This window comes from Treponema bryantii (assembly GCF_900113965.1).
Classification (GTDB): domain Bacteria; phylum Spirochaetota; class Spirochaetia; order Treponematales; family Treponemataceae; genus Treponema_D; species Treponema_D bryantii_A.
Map to the genome: position 1 here is coordinate 130,743 of NZ_FORI01000001.1, position 19,380 is coordinate 150,122.

At 41.0% G+C, this 19,380-nt stretch carries 18 protein-coding genes; 3 read left to right on the forward strand and 15 right to left on the reverse strand.

The window, feature by feature from the left end; all coding sequences use genetic code 11:
• A complete protein-coding gene (locus BM161_RS00590) occupies nucleotides 1-1,101 on the forward strand; it encodes an FAD:protein FMN transferase (protein ID WP_177206179.1) in 1,101 nt (366 codons plus the stop codon).
• Here the strand turns inward: BM161_RS00590 and BM161_RS00595 are convergent.
• The 3 genes from BM161_RS00595 to BM161_RS00605 are packed head-to-tail and all read right to left on the reverse strand — an operon-like array spanning nucleotide 1,055 to nucleotide 3,460.
• Entirely contained in the window at nucleotides 1,055-2,254 is a 1,200-nt protein-coding gene (locus BM161_RS00595; RefSeq protein WP_074929701.1) for a Gx transporter family protein, read from the reverse strand. The genes BM161_RS00590 and BM161_RS00595 overlap by 47 nt on opposite strands.
• A complete protein-coding gene (locus BM161_RS00600) occupies nucleotides 2,238-2,627 on the reverse strand; it encodes a NusG domain II-containing protein (RefSeq protein WP_083425612.1) in 390 nt (129 codons plus the stop codon). Before BM161_RS00600 ends, BM161_RS00595 begins: the two co-directional genes overlap by 17 nt.
• A complete protein-coding gene (locus BM161_RS00605) occupies nucleotides 2,624-3,460 on the reverse strand; it encodes a PDDEXK family nuclease (protein WP_074929703.1) in 837 nt (278 codons plus the stop codon). The genes BM161_RS00600 and BM161_RS00605 overlap by 4 nt, the downstream gene beginning before the upstream one ends.
• 838 nt (nucleotides 3,461-4,298) lie before the next feature.
• On the opposite strand from BM161_RS00605, the gene pheT reads away from it, so the two are divergent.
• Complete coding sequence (gene pheT, locus BM161_RS00610; RefSeq protein ID WP_074929705.1) at nucleotides 4,299-6,620, forward strand: phenylalanine--tRNA ligase subunit beta; 2,322 nt, start codon at nucleotides 4,299-4,301, stop codon at nucleotides 6,618-6,620.
• Nucleotides 6,621-6,713: 93 nt separating this feature from the next.
• On the opposite strand, the gene BM161_RS00615 is transcribed toward pheT, so the two are convergent.
• From BM161_RS00615 to BM161_RS00630, 4 genes are all read right to left on the reverse strand, one after another.
• Nucleotides 6,714-7,157, reverse strand: coding sequence for a hypothetical protein (locus BM161_RS00615; RefSeq protein WP_074929707.1), 444 nt, complete (start codon nucleotides 7,155-7,157; stop codon nucleotides 6,714-6,716).
• Between the two features lie 24 nt (nucleotides 7,158-7,181).
• A complete protein-coding gene (locus tag BM161_RS00620; protein ID WP_074929709.1) occupies nucleotides 7,182-7,928 on the reverse strand; it encodes a lipocalin family protein in 747 nt (248 codons plus the stop codon).
• Entirely contained in the window at nucleotides 7,903-8,262 is a 360-nt protein-coding gene (locus tag BM161_RS14305) for a hypothetical protein (protein ID WP_177206180.1), read from the reverse strand. Before BM161_RS14305 ends, BM161_RS00620 begins: the two co-directional genes overlap by 26 nt.
• A 110-nt stretch (nucleotides 8,263-8,372) precedes the next feature.
• Nucleotides 8,373-9,275: an FRG domain-containing protein gene (locus BM161_RS00630; RefSeq protein WP_074929713.1), complete on the reverse strand. Its 903-nt coding sequence runs from the start codon at nucleotides 9,273-9,275 to the stop codon at nucleotides 8,373-8,375.
• 157 nt (nucleotides 9,276-9,432) lie between these two features.
• On the opposite strand from BM161_RS00630, the gene BM161_RS00635 reads away from it, so the two are divergent.
• Entirely contained in the window at nucleotides 9,433-9,780 is a 348-nt protein-coding gene (locus tag BM161_RS00635; protein ID WP_074929714.1) for a helix-turn-helix domain-containing protein, read from the forward strand.
• A 121-nt stretch (nucleotides 9,781-9,901) separates the two neighbouring features.
• On the opposite strand, the gene BM161_RS00640 is transcribed toward BM161_RS00635, so the two are convergent.
• From BM161_RS00640 to BM161_RS00675, 8 genes are all read right to left on the reverse strand, one after another.
• On the reverse strand, nucleotides 9,902-10,180 hold the full coding sequence (locus BM161_RS00640; protein ID WP_074929716.1) for a DUF4160 domain-containing protein: 279 nt from the start codon (nucleotides 10,178-10,180) through the stop codon (nucleotides 9,902-9,904).
• The gene (locus BM161_RS00645) at nucleotides 10,173-10,412 is read right to left on the reverse strand and encodes a DUF7723 family protein (protein WP_074929718.1); all 240 of its coding nucleotides are present in this window, start codon (nucleotides 10,410-10,412) and stop codon (nucleotides 10,173-10,175) included. The genes BM161_RS00640 and BM161_RS00645 overlap by 8 nt, the downstream gene beginning before the upstream one ends.
• Entirely contained in the window at nucleotides 10,405-10,674 is a 270-nt protein-coding gene (locus BM161_RS00650) for a DUF7724 family protein (protein WP_244882598.1), read from the reverse strand. Before BM161_RS00650 ends, BM161_RS00645 begins: the two co-directional genes overlap by 8 nt.
• A 116-nt stretch (nucleotides 10,675-10,790) precedes the next feature.
• A complete protein-coding gene (locus BM161_RS00655; RefSeq protein ID WP_074929721.1) occupies nucleotides 10,791-11,009 on the reverse strand; it encodes a hypothetical protein in 219 nt (72 codons plus the stop codon).
• A gap of 75 nt (nucleotides 11,010-11,084) precedes the next feature.
• Nucleotides 11,085-12,083, reverse strand: a complete 999-nt coding sequence (locus tag BM161_RS00660) for a 2-hydroxyacid dehydrogenase (RefSeq protein WP_074929722.1) — start codon at nucleotides 12,081-12,083, stop codon at nucleotides 11,085-11,087.
• A gap of 128 nt (nucleotides 12,084-12,211) precedes the next feature.
• Complete coding sequence (locus BM161_RS00665) at nucleotides 12,212-15,052, reverse strand: glycosyl hydrolase family 18 protein (protein ID WP_074929724.1); 2,841 nt, start codon at nucleotides 15,050-15,052, stop codon at nucleotides 12,212-12,214.
• A gap of 15 nt (nucleotides 15,053-15,067) precedes the next feature.
• Nucleotides 15,068-17,143 (reverse strand): glycosyl hydrolase family 18 protein, encoded by a 2,076-nt coding sequence (locus BM161_RS00670; protein ID WP_074929726.1) that lies wholly within the window; start codon nucleotides 17,141-17,143, stop codon nucleotides 15,068-15,070.
• Between the two features lie 116 nt (nucleotides 17,144-17,259).
• Nucleotides 17,260-19,308 (reverse strand): beta-1,3-glucanase family protein, encoded by a 2,049-nt coding sequence (locus BM161_RS00675; RefSeq protein WP_074929727.1) that lies wholly within the window; start codon nucleotides 19,306-19,308, stop codon nucleotides 17,260-17,262.
• Nucleotides 19,309-19,380: the final 72 nt, after the last annotated feature.

Here is a 19,380-nt window from a genome sequence, read left to right on the forward strand (position 1 = left end):
ATGAAAAAAACTCCGGTGCTTGCTTCTTGTCTGATTTTTAGCTGTCTCATTGCAACTTCATGTTCGCAGAAAATGGAAACTACTTCTTTTACTGCAATGAACACTTATATGACGGTGAGGTCGTATGGCCGTTCTGCGAAGGCGGCAAACCTTCAGGTACAGAAAGAAGTTGAACGGTTGGAAGGAATTCTTTCTACGACGATTGAGGGAAGCGATGTTTATAGAATAAATACTTCAAAGGCAGAAACCGATGGATTCTCAAAGATTCCTGTTATGCCTGAGACAACATATTTGATTCAGAAAAGTCTGAGATTTTATGAAATGACAGAAGGCTCGTTTAATCCCGCCCTCTATCCAATAATTAGAGAATGGGGATTTACGACAGGAGATTATAAAGTTCCGTCTGAAGAAAAAATCCTCAGTCTTTTAAAATATACTGATTTTTCGAAAATAGAGATTTCTGAAAAACTACAATCTGCAACTCCTCTGGATTCCATTTTGCAAGCTGATCACGATAAAGCAGACCAGTCCACCGCCTCTATTCTTACCTGCCCTGCCGGCATGCAGCTGGATTTTGGCGCCATCGGCAAAGGCTACGCCGGAGACTGTGCAATCAGACTTCTGAAAGAAAATGGCGTAAAGTCTGCCCTTCTTGATTTTGGCGGCAACATTCAGGTGTTTGGCTCAAAGCCTGATGGAAGTGACTGGACTGTGGGAATTAAAAACCCGTGGGGCGGTGATCCGGTTGCTGCTGTGAAGCTTCGCGATGCCTGTATGATTACCAGCGGCGGTTATGAAAGATTCTTCACTGGTGAAGATGGTAAAAAGTATATTCATATCTTTGATGGAACTACGGGCCGGCCGGTTGAGAATGAACTCGAGAGTGTAACGATAATTTGCCGCCAGGGAATTTACGGCGACGCTCTGAGTACTTCGCTTTTTGTTATGGGGCTGGATAAGGCTATTGAGTTCTGGCGCAGTCGTGACGGCGATTTTGATTTTATAATTCTTACTAAAGATAAGGGCGTAGTTTATTCTGCGCCGCTTAAAAATTCTATTTCTCTTCGTTTTGATTTTGACTCGATTCAGGTTGTTGAGTAAACATACACATACCGAAGGCCGCCTTCAATTTTGTAATTATTGAACCTTGTGTATTTTGTAAACTATCGAGCATTAGTTTGTAATAATTCAATGAAAGAGCGAGGATTGTATTTTCCTTCGGCTGAATTGTAACAGCGCACTGGCTGAGTGCACTCACTGTAGAAAGGCGGAGTGCTTTTTGTAAGCCGGTGAGGAGGGCACCCCCGGTGATTGAAAATCCTGCGATTGAGAAAAGGACGCGGCCGTTTGGGACGAGCACGGAAGTTACCAGTACGAACAGCCAGAGTGAGAGATGCGGCAGGAGCAGGATTTTCCGACCAGCGAATTTTTGGGCGAGGAAAGAAAGGAGGAGAAGTCCGCAAAGAATGGCGGTGTTTTTTATGAAGAACACCGAGGCGGCCGCGGCTAGGATTATTGCCAGGCGGAGGATATTGCGTGGACGGTGAGCAGTGTGTGAGCCGGAAGAGTCCGGGGCGTTGCGGGGTGTCCCCGCAGAGGGGGTAGCGGAAAAGACGGTGGTTGCGGTCCCTGAGCCTGTCGAAGGGGTCGAAACTACCGTCTTTGAAGCGAGGGGGAGACTTCCCCCTCCTAACATCTCCGCCAGCCACGCCGTAATCACACCGCTAACCGCATTGAACAGCAGCATGGGACCGAGAAGGCTCCAGGTACCCTGGCCCAGGTAGAGAGAGCTCAAAGAAATCTGAACGAGGGCGCTCACGGCGGAACCTGCCACGGAAATACCGTAGAGGGAAAAAAGATTGTGGCGGACCTCTGAGTTTTCGAGAGACACTGTATGCCCCGGAGACTCGCGCGGAACTCGCGCCACTCTTCCCAGCACAAACATCACCAGCGCACTCGCCAAACTCTGCGCAAGCGACACAAGAAAAAACGGCGAGAAAAGAGTTCCGGCCATCAGATTTGCAGCCACAGACTTAATCACACTCAAAAGCATAAAGACTGGAAACATAAGCCCAAGCCCCATAAGCAGGGCGGCATTTCCAAGCCCAAGTCGGAAAAACGGAATAACGCGCGGCACCAGCAGCTCCGCATACGATAACACTAAAGTGAGAGCTGTCAGGCGCGCAATCTGATGGCGGGTGTCTGCGCCGAAATCTGAGTAGACCCCGGACTGAAGATTATTCACTGATTGCATCAAACTCGCCTCCCTGTTCTACGCCGGCGCCTGCTCCGCCATCACCTTCAACTGTAATCATCACTTTGTTAGGAAGGCACACCAGCGGATTATGCCAGCCCTGTGCCACGCAGGTTTTATTGGGACACGGTGAATCAATTATCCGTACACGGCCATCTTTAATTTCGAAAGTTGTTTCGCCAAGTTCACCGGCTACCTTGTACACACCGTTTGCGGTTGCCGAATATTCGTAGTGCACGCCGTTCGCATTCACGCTCACCCGCGAGCCTTTACGCACGGCACCGCGCACAGTAAAAAAAACGCCACCAGCAACTACGAGAAAAATTATGAGAATATCTAATGGCTTAAATCGTGGCATTATATTTTTTTTCATTTCAAATACTCGTTTATAATTCTATTGATTTCCTGAGAACTCAAAGGCGCGCTTTTGCTTTCCATCGTAATAATCAGATTCTTTCCCGGGAAATATCCGTTGGCCGAATATAGCGACATCTTTTGAACAGCGCGCTCCGCATACTCTGCATCATCCATCATTCCAAAATGCTCCCACGCATATTCCTGCCGCGTGCGCAAATTGAGGCAATAAAAATCCGGATGGAACTCGCGGAGGTCTTCGTCCGCAACTTCGAGAACCAAAGGGTACTCGTAACGGTACGGCACGTCGTGAGATTTCAGCGCATTCGCAATTATCACCTCGGACTTGGAGCGCACAGTCTCGCCATTTTCGGTGATCAGCTTCTGCCCCGCCTCATCGATTTTCTTTTTACGGTAACTTACATTTTGCCAGAGTTCGGCGTATTGCGCGTTGGTCAGTGTCGCCGGCGTCACCAGCGATTTTCGGTTTTCGTCCAGCGCCTCGTAAACTGTATCCACAGAGTTTTTCTGCAGAGAGGTCTGGAAGCTCTGTATGAGCCGCAACTCCCGTCTTGCTTTTTCCAGCGCACGCTCATCGTAATCTTTTTGCACAAGCCGTCGTGCCAGTGCATCTTCCTCGCGCGGCATATATTTTCCCTGATAATCGCCTGGCCCCGACTTCTTATAAAATTGCAGCGACTTTCCACATCGAACAATTCGCACGGATCCCTCGGGAGCTTTCTTCAGCGCATGCTCTTTATTTTTTATAAAATCCAGCAAATCGTTTGTCCGCTCACCAAGAAGCTCCATAAGCTGATGAAGCGGCGTCATTTCTTCAATTTTCTTTCCCATTTTTTCCTTTTTAGTAAAAGAGGGAGGATCCCATCCCCGCTCTTATTGAAAATCCATTAAAAAACGGGCTGCGACAGCGGGCCGTTTTAGGATTCTCCAATAAAAATGCGCACAGGCAGGCTATGCCTGACTGTCCCACCCGCCTAAGGGGTGCACTTCTGTGTATTTATTCAAGTTCCCGAAATTCCAATAATATTTCCCCGTGGATTCACCCCTTAAGAACCCCAAACAACTCATTTTCTCATGAAAATACATATAATTCAACGAAAAACTCTGTTTTATATGTATTAAAACCGGAATTCAGGTTGTAAAACTGAAAATTTTCTCTGTTTTGAGTAGATTTTTCGTTAAAACAAGCCCAAAATCCTAAGAATTCTGCGAAAATCGTCTTATTTAGACATAAAAATACATATAATTTTAATGAAAATGCGTTTTTATATGTATTTTCACACAATTTTACTAATTTCACGCCGGGTTAGCGATGGGACAATGCCGTCAAAGCAACACCGAGCCAGGGCTTCCGCATTATAAAGAACTGAAACGTGCCCTTTGGCTCCCAGTCGCGTATTTGCAGGTCAAAAACGCGCAATAATGCGCTTGACGTTGTGTGTGGTAAAGTAACTATATTACCTGCCGCTCACGCGGCAGCCACACACAAAGTCATTTTGCCACGCAACTCCGCTCCTTCGCGCCAAAATATTCGTAAATCTTTATAATGCGGAAGCCTTGAACTCGGAGCCAGCAGCGCGAACCCCCTATTAATTGAATATATCGCCAAAATTTTCTATAATAGAGCATTAAAATTATGGGCTTACTGTGCCCGAATCAGAGGAAAAAAATGCCTAAAATCGAATGTAACGAAAAACTGTTTTTTGATGCTATCGGAAAAAAATACACTTATGATGCTTTGGAAGACGTACTTCCTTGCGCTAAGGCTGAACTGGACGAAAAGCCGGATATGAGCCAGCCTGAAAACGAGCGCGTTGTAAAAATCGAATTGAATGATACTAACCGTCCGGACCTCTGGTCTACAAACGGTGTTGCCCGCCAGATTAAACTTCACGAAGGCGGAAAAACTGTTGACTATATGAAGCTCATGTCAAACCACGGAAACAGCGACTACGAAGGTCGTATTGTTGAAGTTGATCCTGAGCTTAAAGATATCCGTCCTTACATGGTTGCATTTATGATTACCGGTAAGGCAATTGATGATCCTATGCTTAAGGACATCATCCAGACTCAGGAAAAACTGGCATGGAACTTTGGACGCAAGCGCAAGTCTATTTCTATGGGCGTTTACCGCGTTGACCAGATTAAGTTCCCTGTTAAGTATCACGCTGTTGATCCAGACAAGACTTCGTTTGTTCCACTTGCTTGCGACGCTCCTATGACTTGCAGCCAGATTCTTACTGACCATCCAAAGGGAAAAGACTTCGGCTGGATTTTGGCTGATATGAAAAAGTTCCCACTCTTGAGCGATGCTAAGGACGAAGTTCTTTCTATGGCTCCAATCATCAACTCTGCAACTCTTGGTGCTGTTCAGGTTGGCGATAAGGATCTTATGGTTGAGCTCACTGGTGATAATATTGAAAACCTCATCCTTTCGGCAAATATCGTTGCATGTGATTTTGCTGATCAGGGATATGAAATCAAACCTATCCTGGTAAAGCATCCTTATGACACTGGTCTTGGAAAGGACATCATGGTTCCTTACTACTTCCAGCCAACTACAAAGACAACTCTTGGTGCAATCAACAAGCTTCTTGGAAGCGACTTTGATATGAACAAGGTTGTTGATGCTCTTACACGCATGGGAAGCACAGTTGAAGTTAAAGGTGAAGAAATCACTTTGAGCCCAGCTCCTTACCGCAACGACTTCCTCCACGAAGTTGATATTATTGAAGATGTTATGATTGGCTGCAACGTTGCCGCATTTGAGCCACGTACTCCACAGGACTTCACAGTTGGTCGTCTTCTTCCACTTACTGAGTTCAGCCGCAAAGCAAAGACTTTGATGGTTGGTCTTGGCTATCAGGAAATGATTTTCAACTATGTTGGTTCTAAGAAAGACTATATTGATAATATGCTGATTGATGGTTCTAAAGTTATCGAAATTGCTAACCCTATGAGTGAAAACTATCAGTTCATTCGTCCAGAAATCCTTTCTTCTCTTTGCCGTGCCGAAGCTGGTTCTGCAAACGCTATGTACCCTCACAAGATTTTCGAAATCGGTAAGGTTGCATATCTTAAGGAAGATGAAAACACTGGAACAATTACACGCCAGCACCTCGGCTTCCTTACAGCTGCTAGCAATGCTAACTTCAATACTTTAGCATCTGAGGTATCAAGCCTCGTTTACTTCCTTGACCACGAGTACAAGGTAGTTGAAAGCGAAGATCCACGCTTTATTCCTGGCCGCCAGGCTCAGCTGATTGTTGATGGTCAGCCAGCTGGTGTATTTGGTGAAGTTCACCCACAGGTTCTTGAGAACTGGGGAATCACAGTTCCTTGTGCAGCCGGAGAACTCGACCTCGAAACTTTGATGGCTACAGCTGATACTAAAACTGAAGCTGAAAAGGCAAAGGACAAGAAGGTGGTTTCGACAGGCTCAACCACCGAAGCTCCAGCAAACAACAATCAGAAATCAGAAGCTGAAACAAACCCTGTAAAATACTTCAACGAGCACATTGAGCTCCGCGTAGCAAAAATCACAAAGGTTGAAACAAACCCACAGGGCGACAAGCTCTATATCGAAACTTTGGATGACGGTACAGGCACAGAACGCATTATTCAGAGCGGCCTCCGCCCATACCTCACAGAAGATGAACTTCTCGGCCAGCACGTAATCATCGCTGCTAACCTCGCTCCACGTAAGATGAAGGGCGTAGAAAGCCGCGGTATGCTTCTCGCATGCGACTACACAGAAGACGGAAAAGAAAAGGTTGAACTCCTCACTGCTCCATGGGCAGCTCCAGGAACCATCATCCAGATTGAAGGTGCCGAATACAATGGTGAAAAGCCAGCCAAAATCGACATCGACCACTTCTGCAAAATCGAATACCGCGTAAGTGGCAAGTGCTTCACAATCGCAGGCCAGAAAGCAACTGCTGCTGGAAAGCCAGTTACAACAAACAAAGCTGATAACTGCGAAGTTTGCTAAACTTCAAAATCAACGTCATCCCGAACTTGTTTCGGGATCTATAAACGAACAGACCGCCCGAAATCTTCGAGCGGTCTGTTCGTTTTAATTAGTTTAATATCTTTTGAAAATACTCTTTTCATCAGGTGAATCATCAAGAACATAATAAAGAGAATCATCTTTTATAGTTAATGAACCATAAATTGAACCACCATATTCTTGATCGGGTATTACAAAATTCAATTTATCCATTTCAGGAGATAAAGTCCAAGTTCCAGTATTAAGTAATTCTTCTTCAGTTCCCACAACAGCAGAAATCTTCATCCGACCATCTACGTAGATTCCTAATTCCAGAACAAGTCCCATATCTATTATTTCCTGAAAAGCATCTGAACTAATACAATGCCAGCGACCTTTATACTGATTAATTAATCTTTCAATCTCATTATTTTGAATTTTTGTATCCTCAGTAGATTTTACAGATTTTTTATCACATGAGGATACAAATATCCCTATAATGATTATAAAAACAGCAATTATTCTAGTTTTGATATTCATATGCTTCTATTTTTACAAATCACATTAATTCTTCTTAAAGAAAACGAAGACTCTTTCAAGTCCCATGTTCTTTGTTATTGCACTACAGTTACACCATACATATCCTTCTTCATTCATTCCTACTCTCATAGCAGTTAGTGAAGTTGTTAATTCTCCATTTTGATAACTCCATGTAAAATTACTATGATCATCAGCTCCATCTGGATAAGTTGGAGTATTAACGTATCCGGTTCCGTTTTCTTTGAAAACAACTTGTTGCGGATATCTTTTTAGATTGCTCTTACTATAACTCTTTCCATCTTTATTTATTGTATAGAATGACCAGGTACCAACTATTCCTTTTTTTGCTTCTGCAGCTGCTTTTTCTTGCTTTTCTTTTTCTTGTTTAGCCAAAATCTTTTTAATTTGAGAATCGTTTATCATTCTATTATAGAAATCAGGATTATTCTTTTGAACAGATTCATTTTTGAAATAGTCACCTATAATTGTATTATATGCTTTAATTTTATAATCTAAAGCTTTTTCTTCATCTCCCTCCATAAACCAGACTTCCCCTAAATACCAACAAGCTTCGGCATCACTCATTGTTGTAGGTTTTTTTATATCCGACGAACCTTCTCCTATTTTTTTAACTTTGTTATAATCACCTTCTTTAAAAGCTTTTATTGTTTTTCCCTGTGCATCATATGTAGATCCGCCAGCTAAGAAAGCAAAAACTCCAAAAATAACGATTGTAAGCACATGCTTACCACAATGTTTTTTTAGATTCATAAGAATCCCCCTTTAATAATTGTTTATATGCAAAGATTCCTGCTAAAAGAGAAATCAATAACACCAGAATATCAATAAAATCAAATGTACCAGGAATAACATTGAATAATTGAAGAAACTCGAATAATAGATTTACTAGAGTAAATACAATAGAAAAAAACAAAAAATGCCTTATAGAATTTTTCCATACAATTCCAAAAAGAAGTATTGCAGAAAAAGACCATAAGCCGTTCGGTAATGAATAAACACAAAAAGATAAAAATGTGGAGTTTGAATTGAATGTATTTTGAGTAAAATATTTTTCTAAATTTAAAAACCTAAGCCATGAAAACATAATTAAAGTATGACTACGATAAAAAAGATAGATACTGCCACCTATAAAAAGACTTATAATACTGAGAAAAAGACAAAAAATTTCATTTCTGCGTTGCAGATTGTACATCTTTAGATTTTAAAACTCCTGATATAATCTTCTAGATTTTTATCAAAGCCTTCTTCCGCAAAAATAAATTCCTCATCAATACCATGTTCTTTTTGCAGATAATTCAATATGTCTTTTTTTACCGAAGATTTAACTTTTACATAACCAACTTTTCCCTGATAATTCTGACCGCGGCCGTAATGTATTGTTATTCCACTTGGCTTTGATTTTATTCCATCTAATAAAATTGGATTATCTGAAAACTTTGTTTCTCCCATCCACAAGAAAAGTCCTTTTTGATTTTTCATCCGAACTGAAGAAGGAATTATTTTTATAAAATGATGTTTTGAGATTAATTGCTGTATTTCTTCAGCTGTTTTTTGATATTGATTTTCTTCTACTTTTATCCATTCATTAAATTCAGTAAATGTATTACCACTATAACGAATATAATCTTCAAGTATTTTCTTTCTATAATTATCTTTATCTGAAGTTGTAAAGTCTAAACAATCAGTTTTAAAATGGTAAATCAAACCATCAGAATTTTTTGTATTATCATCAGAGGAATAGCAAGCAAAGAATAAAGCTATCCAAAAACATTCTGAAAAATCCAGAAGCCTGGTTCTACCACCATAGTGTTGTATCTTAGCAATCTTGGACATATAATCCGGCAAAGTTTCAAAGCTTCTAGAATCTTTTCCTGAAATTATATTTTCTATATAATTTGATTCATTCTTATAGTTAGTCACATCCTCTCTGAATAAGCTTGCTGTTGACTCTGTTCTTTCCTTGTTATTTGTTAATATGTTATTTTCACCACGGAAAAAAGTTGAATAATCAGTTTCGTTTTTTATTTGAGAAATATAGTACTTTTCAATATCTAAAGCATCTGCAACATTGCAGATTTCTTTAATTGGTTCTTCCATTAACTCTCTTCCGTTATATAATTACTATCAAATATTGTCGTAAATGATAATTTTCATACAAAATCAACACTTTTGGATATTTTCAATTATAACAACATGTTTTGAATATGTCCATAAAACAGTTTTTCAAATTGGAATATTCCATAATCATATAAATATGAACTTTTGGGAACGTATTGATTACGAACTGGAATACAGGAATATCGACCGAAAAAAACTAGCTTCAGAAGCTAACTTTGATGTTTCAAATATCAGTAAAGGAATAAAAAACGGAAATGTACCATCTGCTGATACTGCCTTAAAAATCTCAAAGGTATTAAATTTAGATTTAGAATATCTAATAACAGGAAAACCTCGTTCAAAATCTACTCAAAATGATATTTTAGATAAAGAAATCCAACAGTTTCTCAAGTATCGTTCATTTGTAAAAAAATTAGATTTATTAGATGAAACAACAAGAAATGCAGTTTTAGAAATGATAAGAAATCTTCCTCCGGAAAAATAAAAATTCAAATTTCCAGAACCTGATAAAGCTATTGGACTTGCTCAATCCTCAAATCAGCGGTTCGTTTTTTAATGTACTGATTTCGGTACATTTAAAGTAGTCAAATTTGACCACCTTATAATTACTTATTAAAATAATCTCCACCGCCAAAGTCCTTCCATGTTTTATACATATCAATGTAATTTGCTTGAATAAACTTTTGGATTGTAGTTATTTCTTTATCTGTAAGATCTCCACGTTTTTGCATTACAGAAGAACCATCTGCTCTTACAAAAAATTTAGCTGAATCTTTTTCAGTCAGTTTTTTATCACTGGCATGAACATGCATGGCTTCAACAATACATTGCGACGTAAAATATAAATAATGATTTGCAATTTTATCACGTAGATATTTAGGCATTGTCATCCTCTAGGAAAGCTAAGTTTCGTTTTGCCAAAGAAAGAACAATTCCCTGTTCAATTTCATCCATGTTAGTTTCGATAATTTCCAATTCTTTACTAATTACCATTGCACAATCAGGATGATCAAGATTTAAGATGCTTATAAATCCATCATCTCGTTTTGAAAAAGCGTATCCATTTACGATGATTTTTGCATTTTCTGCAATTTTCTGAAGTTCTTTTTCAGGCATATTCGATTTTTACCTCTTTGATAGGTGCAAGGAATTTTTCTTTATCCATATATAGACCTTCAAGTACAGGAATAAGGTCTATATATTCTTCGATTTCTTCATCTTTGTGTTTATACTTAGCCATGACTTCAATGTAACCATCATCCCACTGTAAAACTTTTGTATATCTTTCCAAACCATTACAAGTTCGGAAAGTCAGCGTTTTTCCGCCAAATGAGAAGGTTGTATATTTATCAAAACTACTTAAAACCGCAGTGTTCATTATAAGCATTATAATTCAATTGTTACGTATTTACCACTAATAAAATGCATTAACGAAATAATAAAGGAATCGAATTCGCCCCCTTTGATTATTTTATTGCCACAATTCAAAGAATTCTACAACTGAATCACCCTAATCATTTCAATATCCTGTACCCGAATTGAATGATCCGTAGACACCAGGAAGTCTCCCCAGTCTTCGGGCATGAAACAGCCGTGGTCATAGCAGCCGCCGTCTTTACGGCAGTTTACGCAGGGGTTCTTATTCTGTAAATCAATTTTTGAGACCTCTTTGATTTCGGTCTGGCCGTTTTTGAATTTGATTTCCAGCTTCATAGATTCCTCCTGAAAATCCTGAAACAAGTTCAGGATGACAAGGTGGTTTCGACAAGCTCAACCACCGGTGATTAGTTATTTCACTTCATTCACCAGTTCTTCGCCTGCCGCAAAAGCCCGGATATTTTCGAGCGTTGTATCTGCCAGATTTTTCAGCGCATTAGTTGTAAGGAAAGCCTGGTGGCCTGTAATAATTACGTTCGGGAATGTCAAAAGTCGGGCCAGAACATCGTCTGTCATGATATCTGTAGACCAGTCGCTGAAGAAGTATTTGCTTTCCTCTTCATAAACGTCCATACCGATTCCGCCGATGTGACCGTGCTTCAACGCGTGAACAAGCGCCTTCGAGTCTATCAAGGCACCACGGCCCGTATTTATAATCACGGCATCATGCTTCATCATCTTCATTGTGTCGTGATTTACGATATGCTTTGTTTCTTCGGTGAGAGGACAGTGAAGGCTCAAAACATCACTCTGCTGGAAGATTTCATCCTTGCTCACGTAGGTTGCTCCAGTCTCGTTTGCCCACTTTTCATTTGGATACGGATCATAAGCAATAATCTTCATTCCAAAACCTTTCAGGATTCCAGCCATTATCTGACCGATTTTTCCCGTCCCCAGGATACCACCGGTAAGCCCGTGCAAATCACGGCCTGTAAGTCCATCAATATTGAAATTTGCAGTTTTTGTTCTAAGATAAGCCTGAGGAATATGACGGGTAAGCGACAAAAGCAAGGCCGCCCCATGCTCAGCAACCGCGTACGGTGAATAAGCCGGAACTCTTACAACTTTTATTCCTGCCGCACTGGCCGCCTTTAAATCAACATTATTAAAACCTGCACAACGCAGAGCAATCAGTTTTACACCGCACTTTTTCAGTTCAGCAATTACGTCTGCATTCACCACGTCATTTACAAAAACACAGACTACGTCATAACCCTGCGCGGTCAAAGCAGTATTTTCATTAAGCTTAAAATCACGGAAATCTATTTCATAATTAAAGCCACCGTCTGTATTGGCCTTTGTAAACGATGCCTTGTCATAAGAACGTGTATCAAAAAATGCTACTTTCATATTGTCAGCCTCCTCTGCTCTATAAATAAGTTAACACGGGAAAGCGTAAATCGTCAAATTCAGAATACTAAAAAAGGCCAGCCCGTAAATCCCGGACTGGCCTTACTATCTAATCTCTTTTAATCAGATTAATAGTTATTCAAGAATGCTCTATTCTGGCGTCCAAAACTGTTATTGTTCTGGAGCGCATCCCAGTTAATAGACCATGTCATGAATCCTCTCATTCCAGGATACTTTGCTTCAAGAGTTCTGAAGGCCCCCTGAAGCTGTGTATTAGAAACCTGTCCTGAACCTGCAGCACCCTGTGAACATGGTACAGCAATTACAACCTGATCTGCTCTAAGTCCCGGGAAGAAGTACTGATTTCCACCATTAAGATAGAAACCGTCTATCAACATTTCGCACATCTCTACCAGAGAAGGTTCATCTCCCATTGAATACCATTTGCCATCATTTCCCTGAACTGCTGCCGAATTATAGAGCTGCACCTGAACATAAGTAGTTCTGTCTCTCAAAGCGTGAATCATAGGAATATATCCACCGGCACGTGAATCAACATATCCGTTTATTCCACCGTAATATGTATGACCAAGCTGCATATAGAAGGTTTCCGGAGCCCATGAAAGAATGAAGTCATCTCCATAAGAATCACAAATCTGACGGATTGCATTAATCATATTTACGATTCTTGGAGTTTTAGGGTTTGCAAAATCAGGATCTGCACCACTGTTCATTGCAACCGAAGACTGCTCAAGGTCAATATCAATTCCATCAAATCCATATTCGTTAATAAAGCCTTTGATATCATTAACGAAAGTGTTTACAGCTGAAGAATTTTCAAGATAGAAATATCCTTCATAACCGCCGATTGAAAGAACGATTTTCTTACCCTTTGCCTGAAGAGTTTTAATGTCTGCCTTGAACTGATTTACGTCCCCTGCAACCCCAAACTTCATGCGGCCATTTCCGCTTCCTGGAGTAACCGGTTCCGCAAAAGAAACATTAATTACATCCCATGAAGAATCTACGTCAGCAAGGCGGATGTAAGGACAGCCACCGTCCCAGGTATGCCAGTAGCCGCTCATAATGCGTTTAGGAAGGCTCTTGTTGATTACAGGGTCTCCGCTTCCAGTACCAGGATTAATAACCGGAGGTTCCTCGTCCTGTCCCGGCTGAGGCTCTGGCTCTGGTTCAGGCTGTGGCTGAGGTGTAACTACTGGAGTTGTAGAAGCAGAACCTTTTGTTACTGTGTAATTAACAGTATTCGATGCTGCTGTACCAAAGCTGTTAGAAAGCTTTACCTGATAAGCGTAAGTACCATTAGCCTTATTTAAAATATTGAATACATAGCTTTGAGCATTTGGTGAATTATCAGTGAAAGTTTGAGAAGCAATTAAGTTTCCGTTTTCATACAACTGAGCAAGAGTTCCATTATTGCCCCACCACATATTCATTTTAATTCCAAAACTTGCCTCACCGTTCCATGTAGACTGCTCAATGAAAGGTGTTCCAGGAAGTCCTGTTGCCTTTGGACTTGCAGGAACCTCTGTTGAAGGAGTTTCACTGCCAGGATTCTGATTTCCAGGATTGTCAGTTGAAGGCTCTTCCTCATGTGGAGGCTCGTTTCCAGAATCATCACCAGGAGTGTCGCCTGTATCGTCATCTCCTGAATCATCATCTCCAGGAATTACGATTGTGCCGTTTCCATTATCATAGCCGCCGTCAGCCTCGTTCATAGCCTTGAGTTTTGCACCAACAACCTTAGAGAAGTTCCAGCCGTTTGAAGCATCCCAGTTAATAGACCAGGTCATGGCACCACGAATATTTGGATACTTATGAGGAGGCACATAAGAACCATGCTTTGTTCCATAAGCCAGAGTATCCAGTGCGTTTACAACAATCTGAGGGTCAACATATCCGCTGCCGGCACCTCTTGTACTTGCAGGAAGTCCAAGGCCTACCTGATCCGCGCGCAGGCCGTTTTCAAGCTGAATTGTTGCAAGAGCTGTCAAAAAGTCTTCTCCACCCTGAGCATAAACTTTTCCATCATAACCGCACATAGTACCCGAATTGTAATACTGTGTGTTATTAACAGTCAAAATATCTTTGATTGCCAGAGCAAGCTTAAAATATTCCTGACCAGTACCCTGCATATCCAGAGTCTGAGGAGCAAAGGTGATGATAGAACCCTTTGGAATAGCGCGAAGAGCTTTTTCGATATATCGAGCCTGAATACCATGCTCCAGGTCGATATCTACACCTTCAAAGCCATATTTGCGCATAAGGTTTGTTACAGAAGTTGCAAAACGATTTGCATCTGCATCACTTGCAATTGTAACATTACCAGTTTCACCACCAACCGAAATAATAACATGCTGGCCGCGTGCCTGAACAGTTTTAATATCCTGAATGAACTGTGCTTCAGAAAAACCCAAAGAAGTATCAAGATTAAATGTTACTTCACCAGGATTTCTTGTTGCATCAGCAAAAGAAACTACAATCAGATTATAAGTTTCTGGAACTTCACTGATACGAAGTACTTTTGCACCATTATTAAAATTCTGCCAGTACCCTGTAAGAATATGCTTTGGAAGACCCGGAACAGTGATTACAGTTTCATCTTCATTATCATTTCCAGGATTTTCATCTTCTGCCGGAGGATTATCTGGAGGCAAAACAGGTTCGTCCTCTGCAACCCCAATTTCCAACCAGAGAGCAGGAACGCCGTCAGGCTGCCAGCCGTCTAAAGCTGTATGAGCCAGGCGGCACTGATAAACCAGGCCCTTGTAAGATACCTTATCTCCAATGTTGTAGTATGTGCCTGCCGCCCATGGTGCAATTGAAGAATATGCCGCACGTGAGCTGAGTGTTCGTGAATTCTGTATATCAGTTACAGCATTGGAACAGCCTGCAAAAACCATGCCAAAAGCCAAAAGTCCGGCACCAATTATTTTTTGAAATTTTTTCATTATATCCCTTCTTTTTTAGATTCTGCTCCACAAAGCTGGAGTATCTGCTGGATTCCATGTTTCTGAATATGCAACGTGTGTTACAAGACATGAATAGTTTGCGCCATTGTAAGAAACAACCTGTCCTGCAGTATAAGTTCCCATTACTGCCCATGTGTTACCACCAGCTGGAGGCTGATTGTTTCCTGGCTGATCACCACCCTGATCTCCCGGCTGAGGTTCTGGCTCTGGCTCAGGTTCTGGTTCAGGCTGTGGATTTACAGGTTCAGAAGAAGCGCTTCCCTTTGTTACTGTATAATTTACAGTTCCAGAAACACTTGTTCCAAAGCTGTTAATAAGCTTTACCTGATATGCATAAGTTCCATTTGCCTTGCCTGAAACATTGAAAGTATAAGACTGTGCACTAGGTGAATTATCATCAAAAGTTACCGAAGCAATTTTTTCGCCGTTTTCATAAAGCTCTGCTACAGTACCATTGTTTCCCCACCACATATTCATTCTTAATCCGAAAGAAGCTTCTCCATTCCAAGAAGTCTGCTCCAGAGAAGGAGTTCCAGGAAGGCCAGTTGCCTTAGAACTTGGAGGAACTTCTGTACCCGGATTTGTACCAGGGTTAGTTCCTGGGTTATCATTTCCAGGATTTGTACCAGGGTTAGTTCCCGGATTGTCATTTCCCGGATTAGTTCCAGGATTATCATTTCCAGGATTATTTCCGCCGTTGTCACCAGGATTAATATCTGTTCCAAAATCAACTCCGTTCAAAATTGATTCATGAACAATATTTACAAGGTCATAACCGTTTTTCCAGTCATCACCATCGAGCTCCCAGTACATAGCTCCGCCAAGACCAAGCTCATTGATATAGTCACACTTTGTTTTGATTGTAAGCTGATCATCATAAGTATAAAGCTCTCTTGCTCCACGGTTGTACAACCAGCAAGCCTTACTTACTTCATCACGATACTTTACCCAGCCCGGTGTATTTTCCAATGCCTTAACTGCAAAATATGGGCTCTGTCCACCAACGCCCCATTTTCCAGACAAAGTTGAACCACCAGTACCAAACATACCGTCTCCAATGCCATCACCATCAAAATCAAGACCGCCAGAAACATTGTTCCAGCCACGGCTATAGAAAGGAAGACCTACAACAATTTTACTTGCAGGAACACCTTCCGAAATGAACTTTTTAACAGCCCAGTCAATGTTATACTTTTCTCTAACATCATCTGAATAAATGCCGCAGTTCATGTTTGCATAAAGCGGAGCCTGATGTCCTGTATTGCTTTCAAATGCACCGTGCATATCGTAAGTCATAAGATTCAATGCATCCAGATATTTACAATAGTCACCAGGATTTGTTACAGCGATTTTGTCATAACCTACACCAATAGCGGCTGTAAGTTCATATTTTTTACCATCTTTGCGTCCCTGAGCATCCAGAGCTTCGCGGATAGCCTTTAAGAATAAAGTGAAATTTTCTTTATCTTCAATTCCACCAGGAGCTCCAAGGTCGTATTCATCATTTGGATCTTTCGGACGATTTACACCAGGATATTCCCAGTCAATATCAACACCATCAAGACCATACTGAACAACAAAGTTTTTAAGATTTTCTGCAGCACGTGCACGTGTAGTTGCATTAGCAGCAGCGGCATGGAAGCCATTAGATTTTGTCCATCCTCCAACGGAAATCAAAACCTTAAGATGAGGATACTCTTCTTTAAGTTTACGTAACTGTCCTAAGTTACCTTTGTACTGTGTATCCCATTTGTCTCCAGGGTATACAATATCTGTAGTTGCCCATGGATCAAAAATCTGAACCGCCTGCGAAGAAGGATCCAGACCAACGAATGCATAATTAATGTGGGTTAATTTGTTTGCAGGAATAGATGTCGCATAATAGTTATCATGCGCACCATAGATTCCCCATTCACAGAAGTAACCAACAACCCTCTTAGAACTGGATGCTGATGCCGCAGCTCTTGCAGATCTTGAACCTTCTGAAAGGTCCGAGCTCACAATCCCTTTACAACTTGTAAAGGCCAACGCCATGGCCATTGCAGCCAGAATAGTTTTTGTCTTTTTCATAAGACCTCCTTATATTTTTTTAATGTTTGTTCTTTCTTTGTACTAACCGGGTTTTTGGCATAGAAAAAACCGCCTGATTTTCATCAGACGGTTATCAGATTTTATAAATTGATATTTTAGAATCCCAATCTTACAACTACACCACGAGCATTTGTTGTGAATGTAGTAGCACTCTGGTCATTTACATCGTCGTAGCAGAAACCGTATGCGAGTCCGCCGCGTTCGCTGTGATCATGCCAGAACTTTGAATAGTAGTTACATGGGCCGGCATTGTAATATGCTGCAGCATTGTTCCAGTATGCATCTGGTTCCATGTGAGCTACATGGCGGTTAAGAGCTGCACAGATCCAAGCTTCAAGAGCAAGTTCCATAGGATTTCCAGAAGCAAGAACTCCGTAGCCTTCGAATACTTCGCTTGTTGTTGGCTTACCGCGGATTACATAAGTCTGTCCTGCAGCTGCAATTGCACCATAAGCTTCTATACAACGGAAGTAAAGATTTGTTCCGTCACCAGTAAGAATAAACTTACCCTGTGGATGAGTTACAGTCTGGCTCTTAGAAGCAATTGTGTTCCAGGTCTGTGTAACGTAATCATTAAAGTAATTACCGTAAGCACCGCCAGTTCTGTTATCAAATGCACCCTTACATGGAGCAAATATTCTGTATTCACTTGCAAGAGTCTTGAACTCAGCAGGCATTTCTTTCTTGAAGTATTCCCAGATAACTTCACGTTTTGTTGAAATACCAGTCTGCTGAACACGACCATCTTTGTCATAAACATTCATAAGAACAGGGAAACCAAGCTGATCTACCTGAGTGGTGTTAACCCAGAAACCGTTATCATTTACTGTATACTCAAGCCAGTCAAAATATGTTTCGTAGTTAGCATCTGAAGGATTGCTCAAAGAAGGAAGAACTACACCGTTACCATTTCCCCACATTACAAGAGGCTTACCGTAAGAGTAGTAAATACGTCCTGAATATGAGAGAGGAATCTGGAAACCAGTATTCTTTACATCAGCAAGAGTGTACTGCCATGCAGAAGAGTCTGAAGAACCGATTGGAATAAGAGCTCCGTCTGGACGTGCATAACACCATACATTGTTCTGATTCATACAGATGATGTAGATGTAAATCTGATTATCAGAAAATTTTCCGCGTGTATGGTTCTGGAACTGATAAGTAATCTTCATTCCCTGCTTAAGTGGTACAAGAACATCGTTTGTATCAACTGGAATACCTCTGTCACCTGGCTGTGGCTGAGGCTGTGGTTCTGGATTTACAGGATCTCCGCTACTATTAGAAAGATTAGTAAGTTCCCAAAGCTGAGCATCTGTACCATTCCAAGTCCATGTCTGAACGTTAGCACCATCTTCTGCAGAAGCAGCGCTAACATCAAGAGCAAGATTAGAATAAGCATTTATGATTTTGTAGTAAGAACCTTCTTTAGTGATAAACCAGTCCTGATTTCTGTTATTGAGGTCTGTCCACTGAATAACGTTTGTACCATCAGTTGTTCCCCAGTTTGCAGCATCAAGAGCAAGCTTTGAATATGCATTTAAGATTTTCCATGTACCGTCAGAATTCTGGCGCAAGATCCACTGCTGGTTTGCCTGATTGTCACCATAGCCCCACTGATGAATGTTGGTTCCTGGTGCTGTCTGCCAGTTATCGTTGTCCAAGGCTTTTCCTGAACACTTTGCAATAATTTTATAAGTTGAACCAGAAACAAGACCAGAGTTGTTTCCTACAGGTGCTGGTGTTCCCTTTACAGTAACTTCGATTCCTTCTGCTTCTGAACGTCTTCCGTTCTTAACAGCTGCTACTGCAACAACATGATTTCCAGAATAACTTTCGATTTCAACCTGCTTTAAGATTGAAGTTTCATCCACTTTTTGACCATCAAGATAAATAAACCATTTGTCCGGCTTAACCGATGGGCAACCCCATGCAAGTCGAATAAGATTGTTCTCGCTGACATCTGCCACAAGACCAAAAGGAGTAGCGATTGAAGAATCAATTGAAAGTGATTCATTTACAGTTACGCTTCTTGAAGATAAAACAGCACTTTCAGTTGAAACATCGCCCAACAAGTTTGAACATCCACCTAAGCTCAAGGCTAAGGCAGCCACTCCCGCACAAATAGCAATTCTTGCTTTTTTCATAAAAACCTCTGTTTTTATATAGTTTTTAATTTAAACTATGTTCCTCCGAAAACATTTAGCTTTAAATTACTA

What these genes read in the sequence shown, in the direction of transcription:
- BM161_RS00590 (WP_177206179.1), top strand. Translation starts at nt 1, where the DNA reads ATGAAAAAAACTCCGGTGCTTGCTTCTTGTCTGATTTTTAGCTGTCTC.
- BM161_RS00595 (WP_074929701.1), bottom strand. Translation starts at nt 2,254, where the DNA reads ATGCAATCAGTGAATAATCTTCAGTCCGGGGTCTACTCAGATTTCGGC.
- BM161_RS00600 (WP_083425612.1), bottom strand. Translation starts at nt 2,627, where the DNA reads ATGAAAAAAAATATAATGCCACGATTTAAGCCATTAGATATTCTCATA.
- BM161_RS00605 (WP_074929703.1), bottom strand. Translation starts at nt 3,460, where the DNA reads ATGGGAAAGAAAATTGAAGAAATGACGCCGCTTCATCAGCTTATGGAG.
- pheT (WP_074929705.1), top strand. Translation starts at nt 4,299, where the DNA reads ATGCCTAAAATCGAATGTAACGAAAAACTGTTTTTTGATGCTATCGGA.
- BM161_RS00615 (WP_074929707.1), bottom strand. Translation starts at nt 7,157, where the DNA reads ATGAATATCAAAACTAGAATAATTGCTGTTTTTATAATCATTATAGGG.
- BM161_RS00620 (WP_074929709.1), bottom strand. Translation starts at nt 7,928, where the DNA reads ATGAATCTAAAAAAACATTGTGGTAAGCATGTGCTTACAATCGTTATT.
- BM161_RS14305 (WP_177206180.1), bottom strand. Translation starts at nt 8,262, where the DNA reads ATGTTTTCATGGCTTAGGTTTTTAAATTTAGAAAAATATTTTACTCAA.
- BM161_RS00630 (WP_074929713.1), bottom strand. Translation starts at nt 9,275, where the DNA reads ATGGAAGAACCAATTAAAGAAATCTGCAATGTTGCAGATGCTTTAGAT.
- BM161_RS00635 (WP_074929714.1), top strand. Translation starts at nt 9,433, where the DNA reads ATGAACTTTTGGGAACGTATTGATTACGAACTGGAATACAGGAATATC.
- BM161_RS00640 (WP_074929716.1), bottom strand. Translation starts at nt 10,180, where the DNA reads ATGCCTAAATATCTACGTGATAAAATTGCAAATCATTATTTATATTTT.
- BM161_RS00645 (WP_074929718.1), bottom strand. Translation starts at nt 10,412, where the DNA reads ATGCCTGAAAAAGAACTTCAGAAAATTGCAGAAAATGCAAAAATCATC.
- BM161_RS00650 (WP_244882598.1), bottom strand. Translation starts at nt 10,674, where the DNA reads ATGAACACTGCGGTTTTAAGTAGTTTTGATAAATATACAACCTTCTCA.
- BM161_RS00655 (WP_074929721.1), bottom strand. Translation starts at nt 11,009, where the DNA reads ATGAAGCTGGAAATCAAATTCAAAAACGGCCAGACCGAAATCAAAGAG.
- BM161_RS00660 (WP_074929722.1), bottom strand. Translation starts at nt 12,083, where the DNA reads ATGAAAGTAGCATTTTTTGATACACGTTCTTATGACAAGGCATCGTTT.
- BM161_RS00665 (WP_074929724.1), bottom strand. Translation starts at nt 15,052, where the DNA reads ATGAAAAAATTTCAAAAAATAATTGGTGCCGGACTTTTGGCTTTTGGC.
- BM161_RS00670 (WP_074929726.1), bottom strand. Translation starts at nt 17,143, where the DNA reads ATGAAAAAGACAAAAACTATTCTGGCTGCAATGGCCATGGCGTTGGCC.
- BM161_RS00675 (WP_074929727.1), bottom strand. Translation starts at nt 19,308, where the DNA reads ATGAAAAAAGCAAGAATTGCTATTTGTGCGGGAGTGGCTGCCTTAGCC.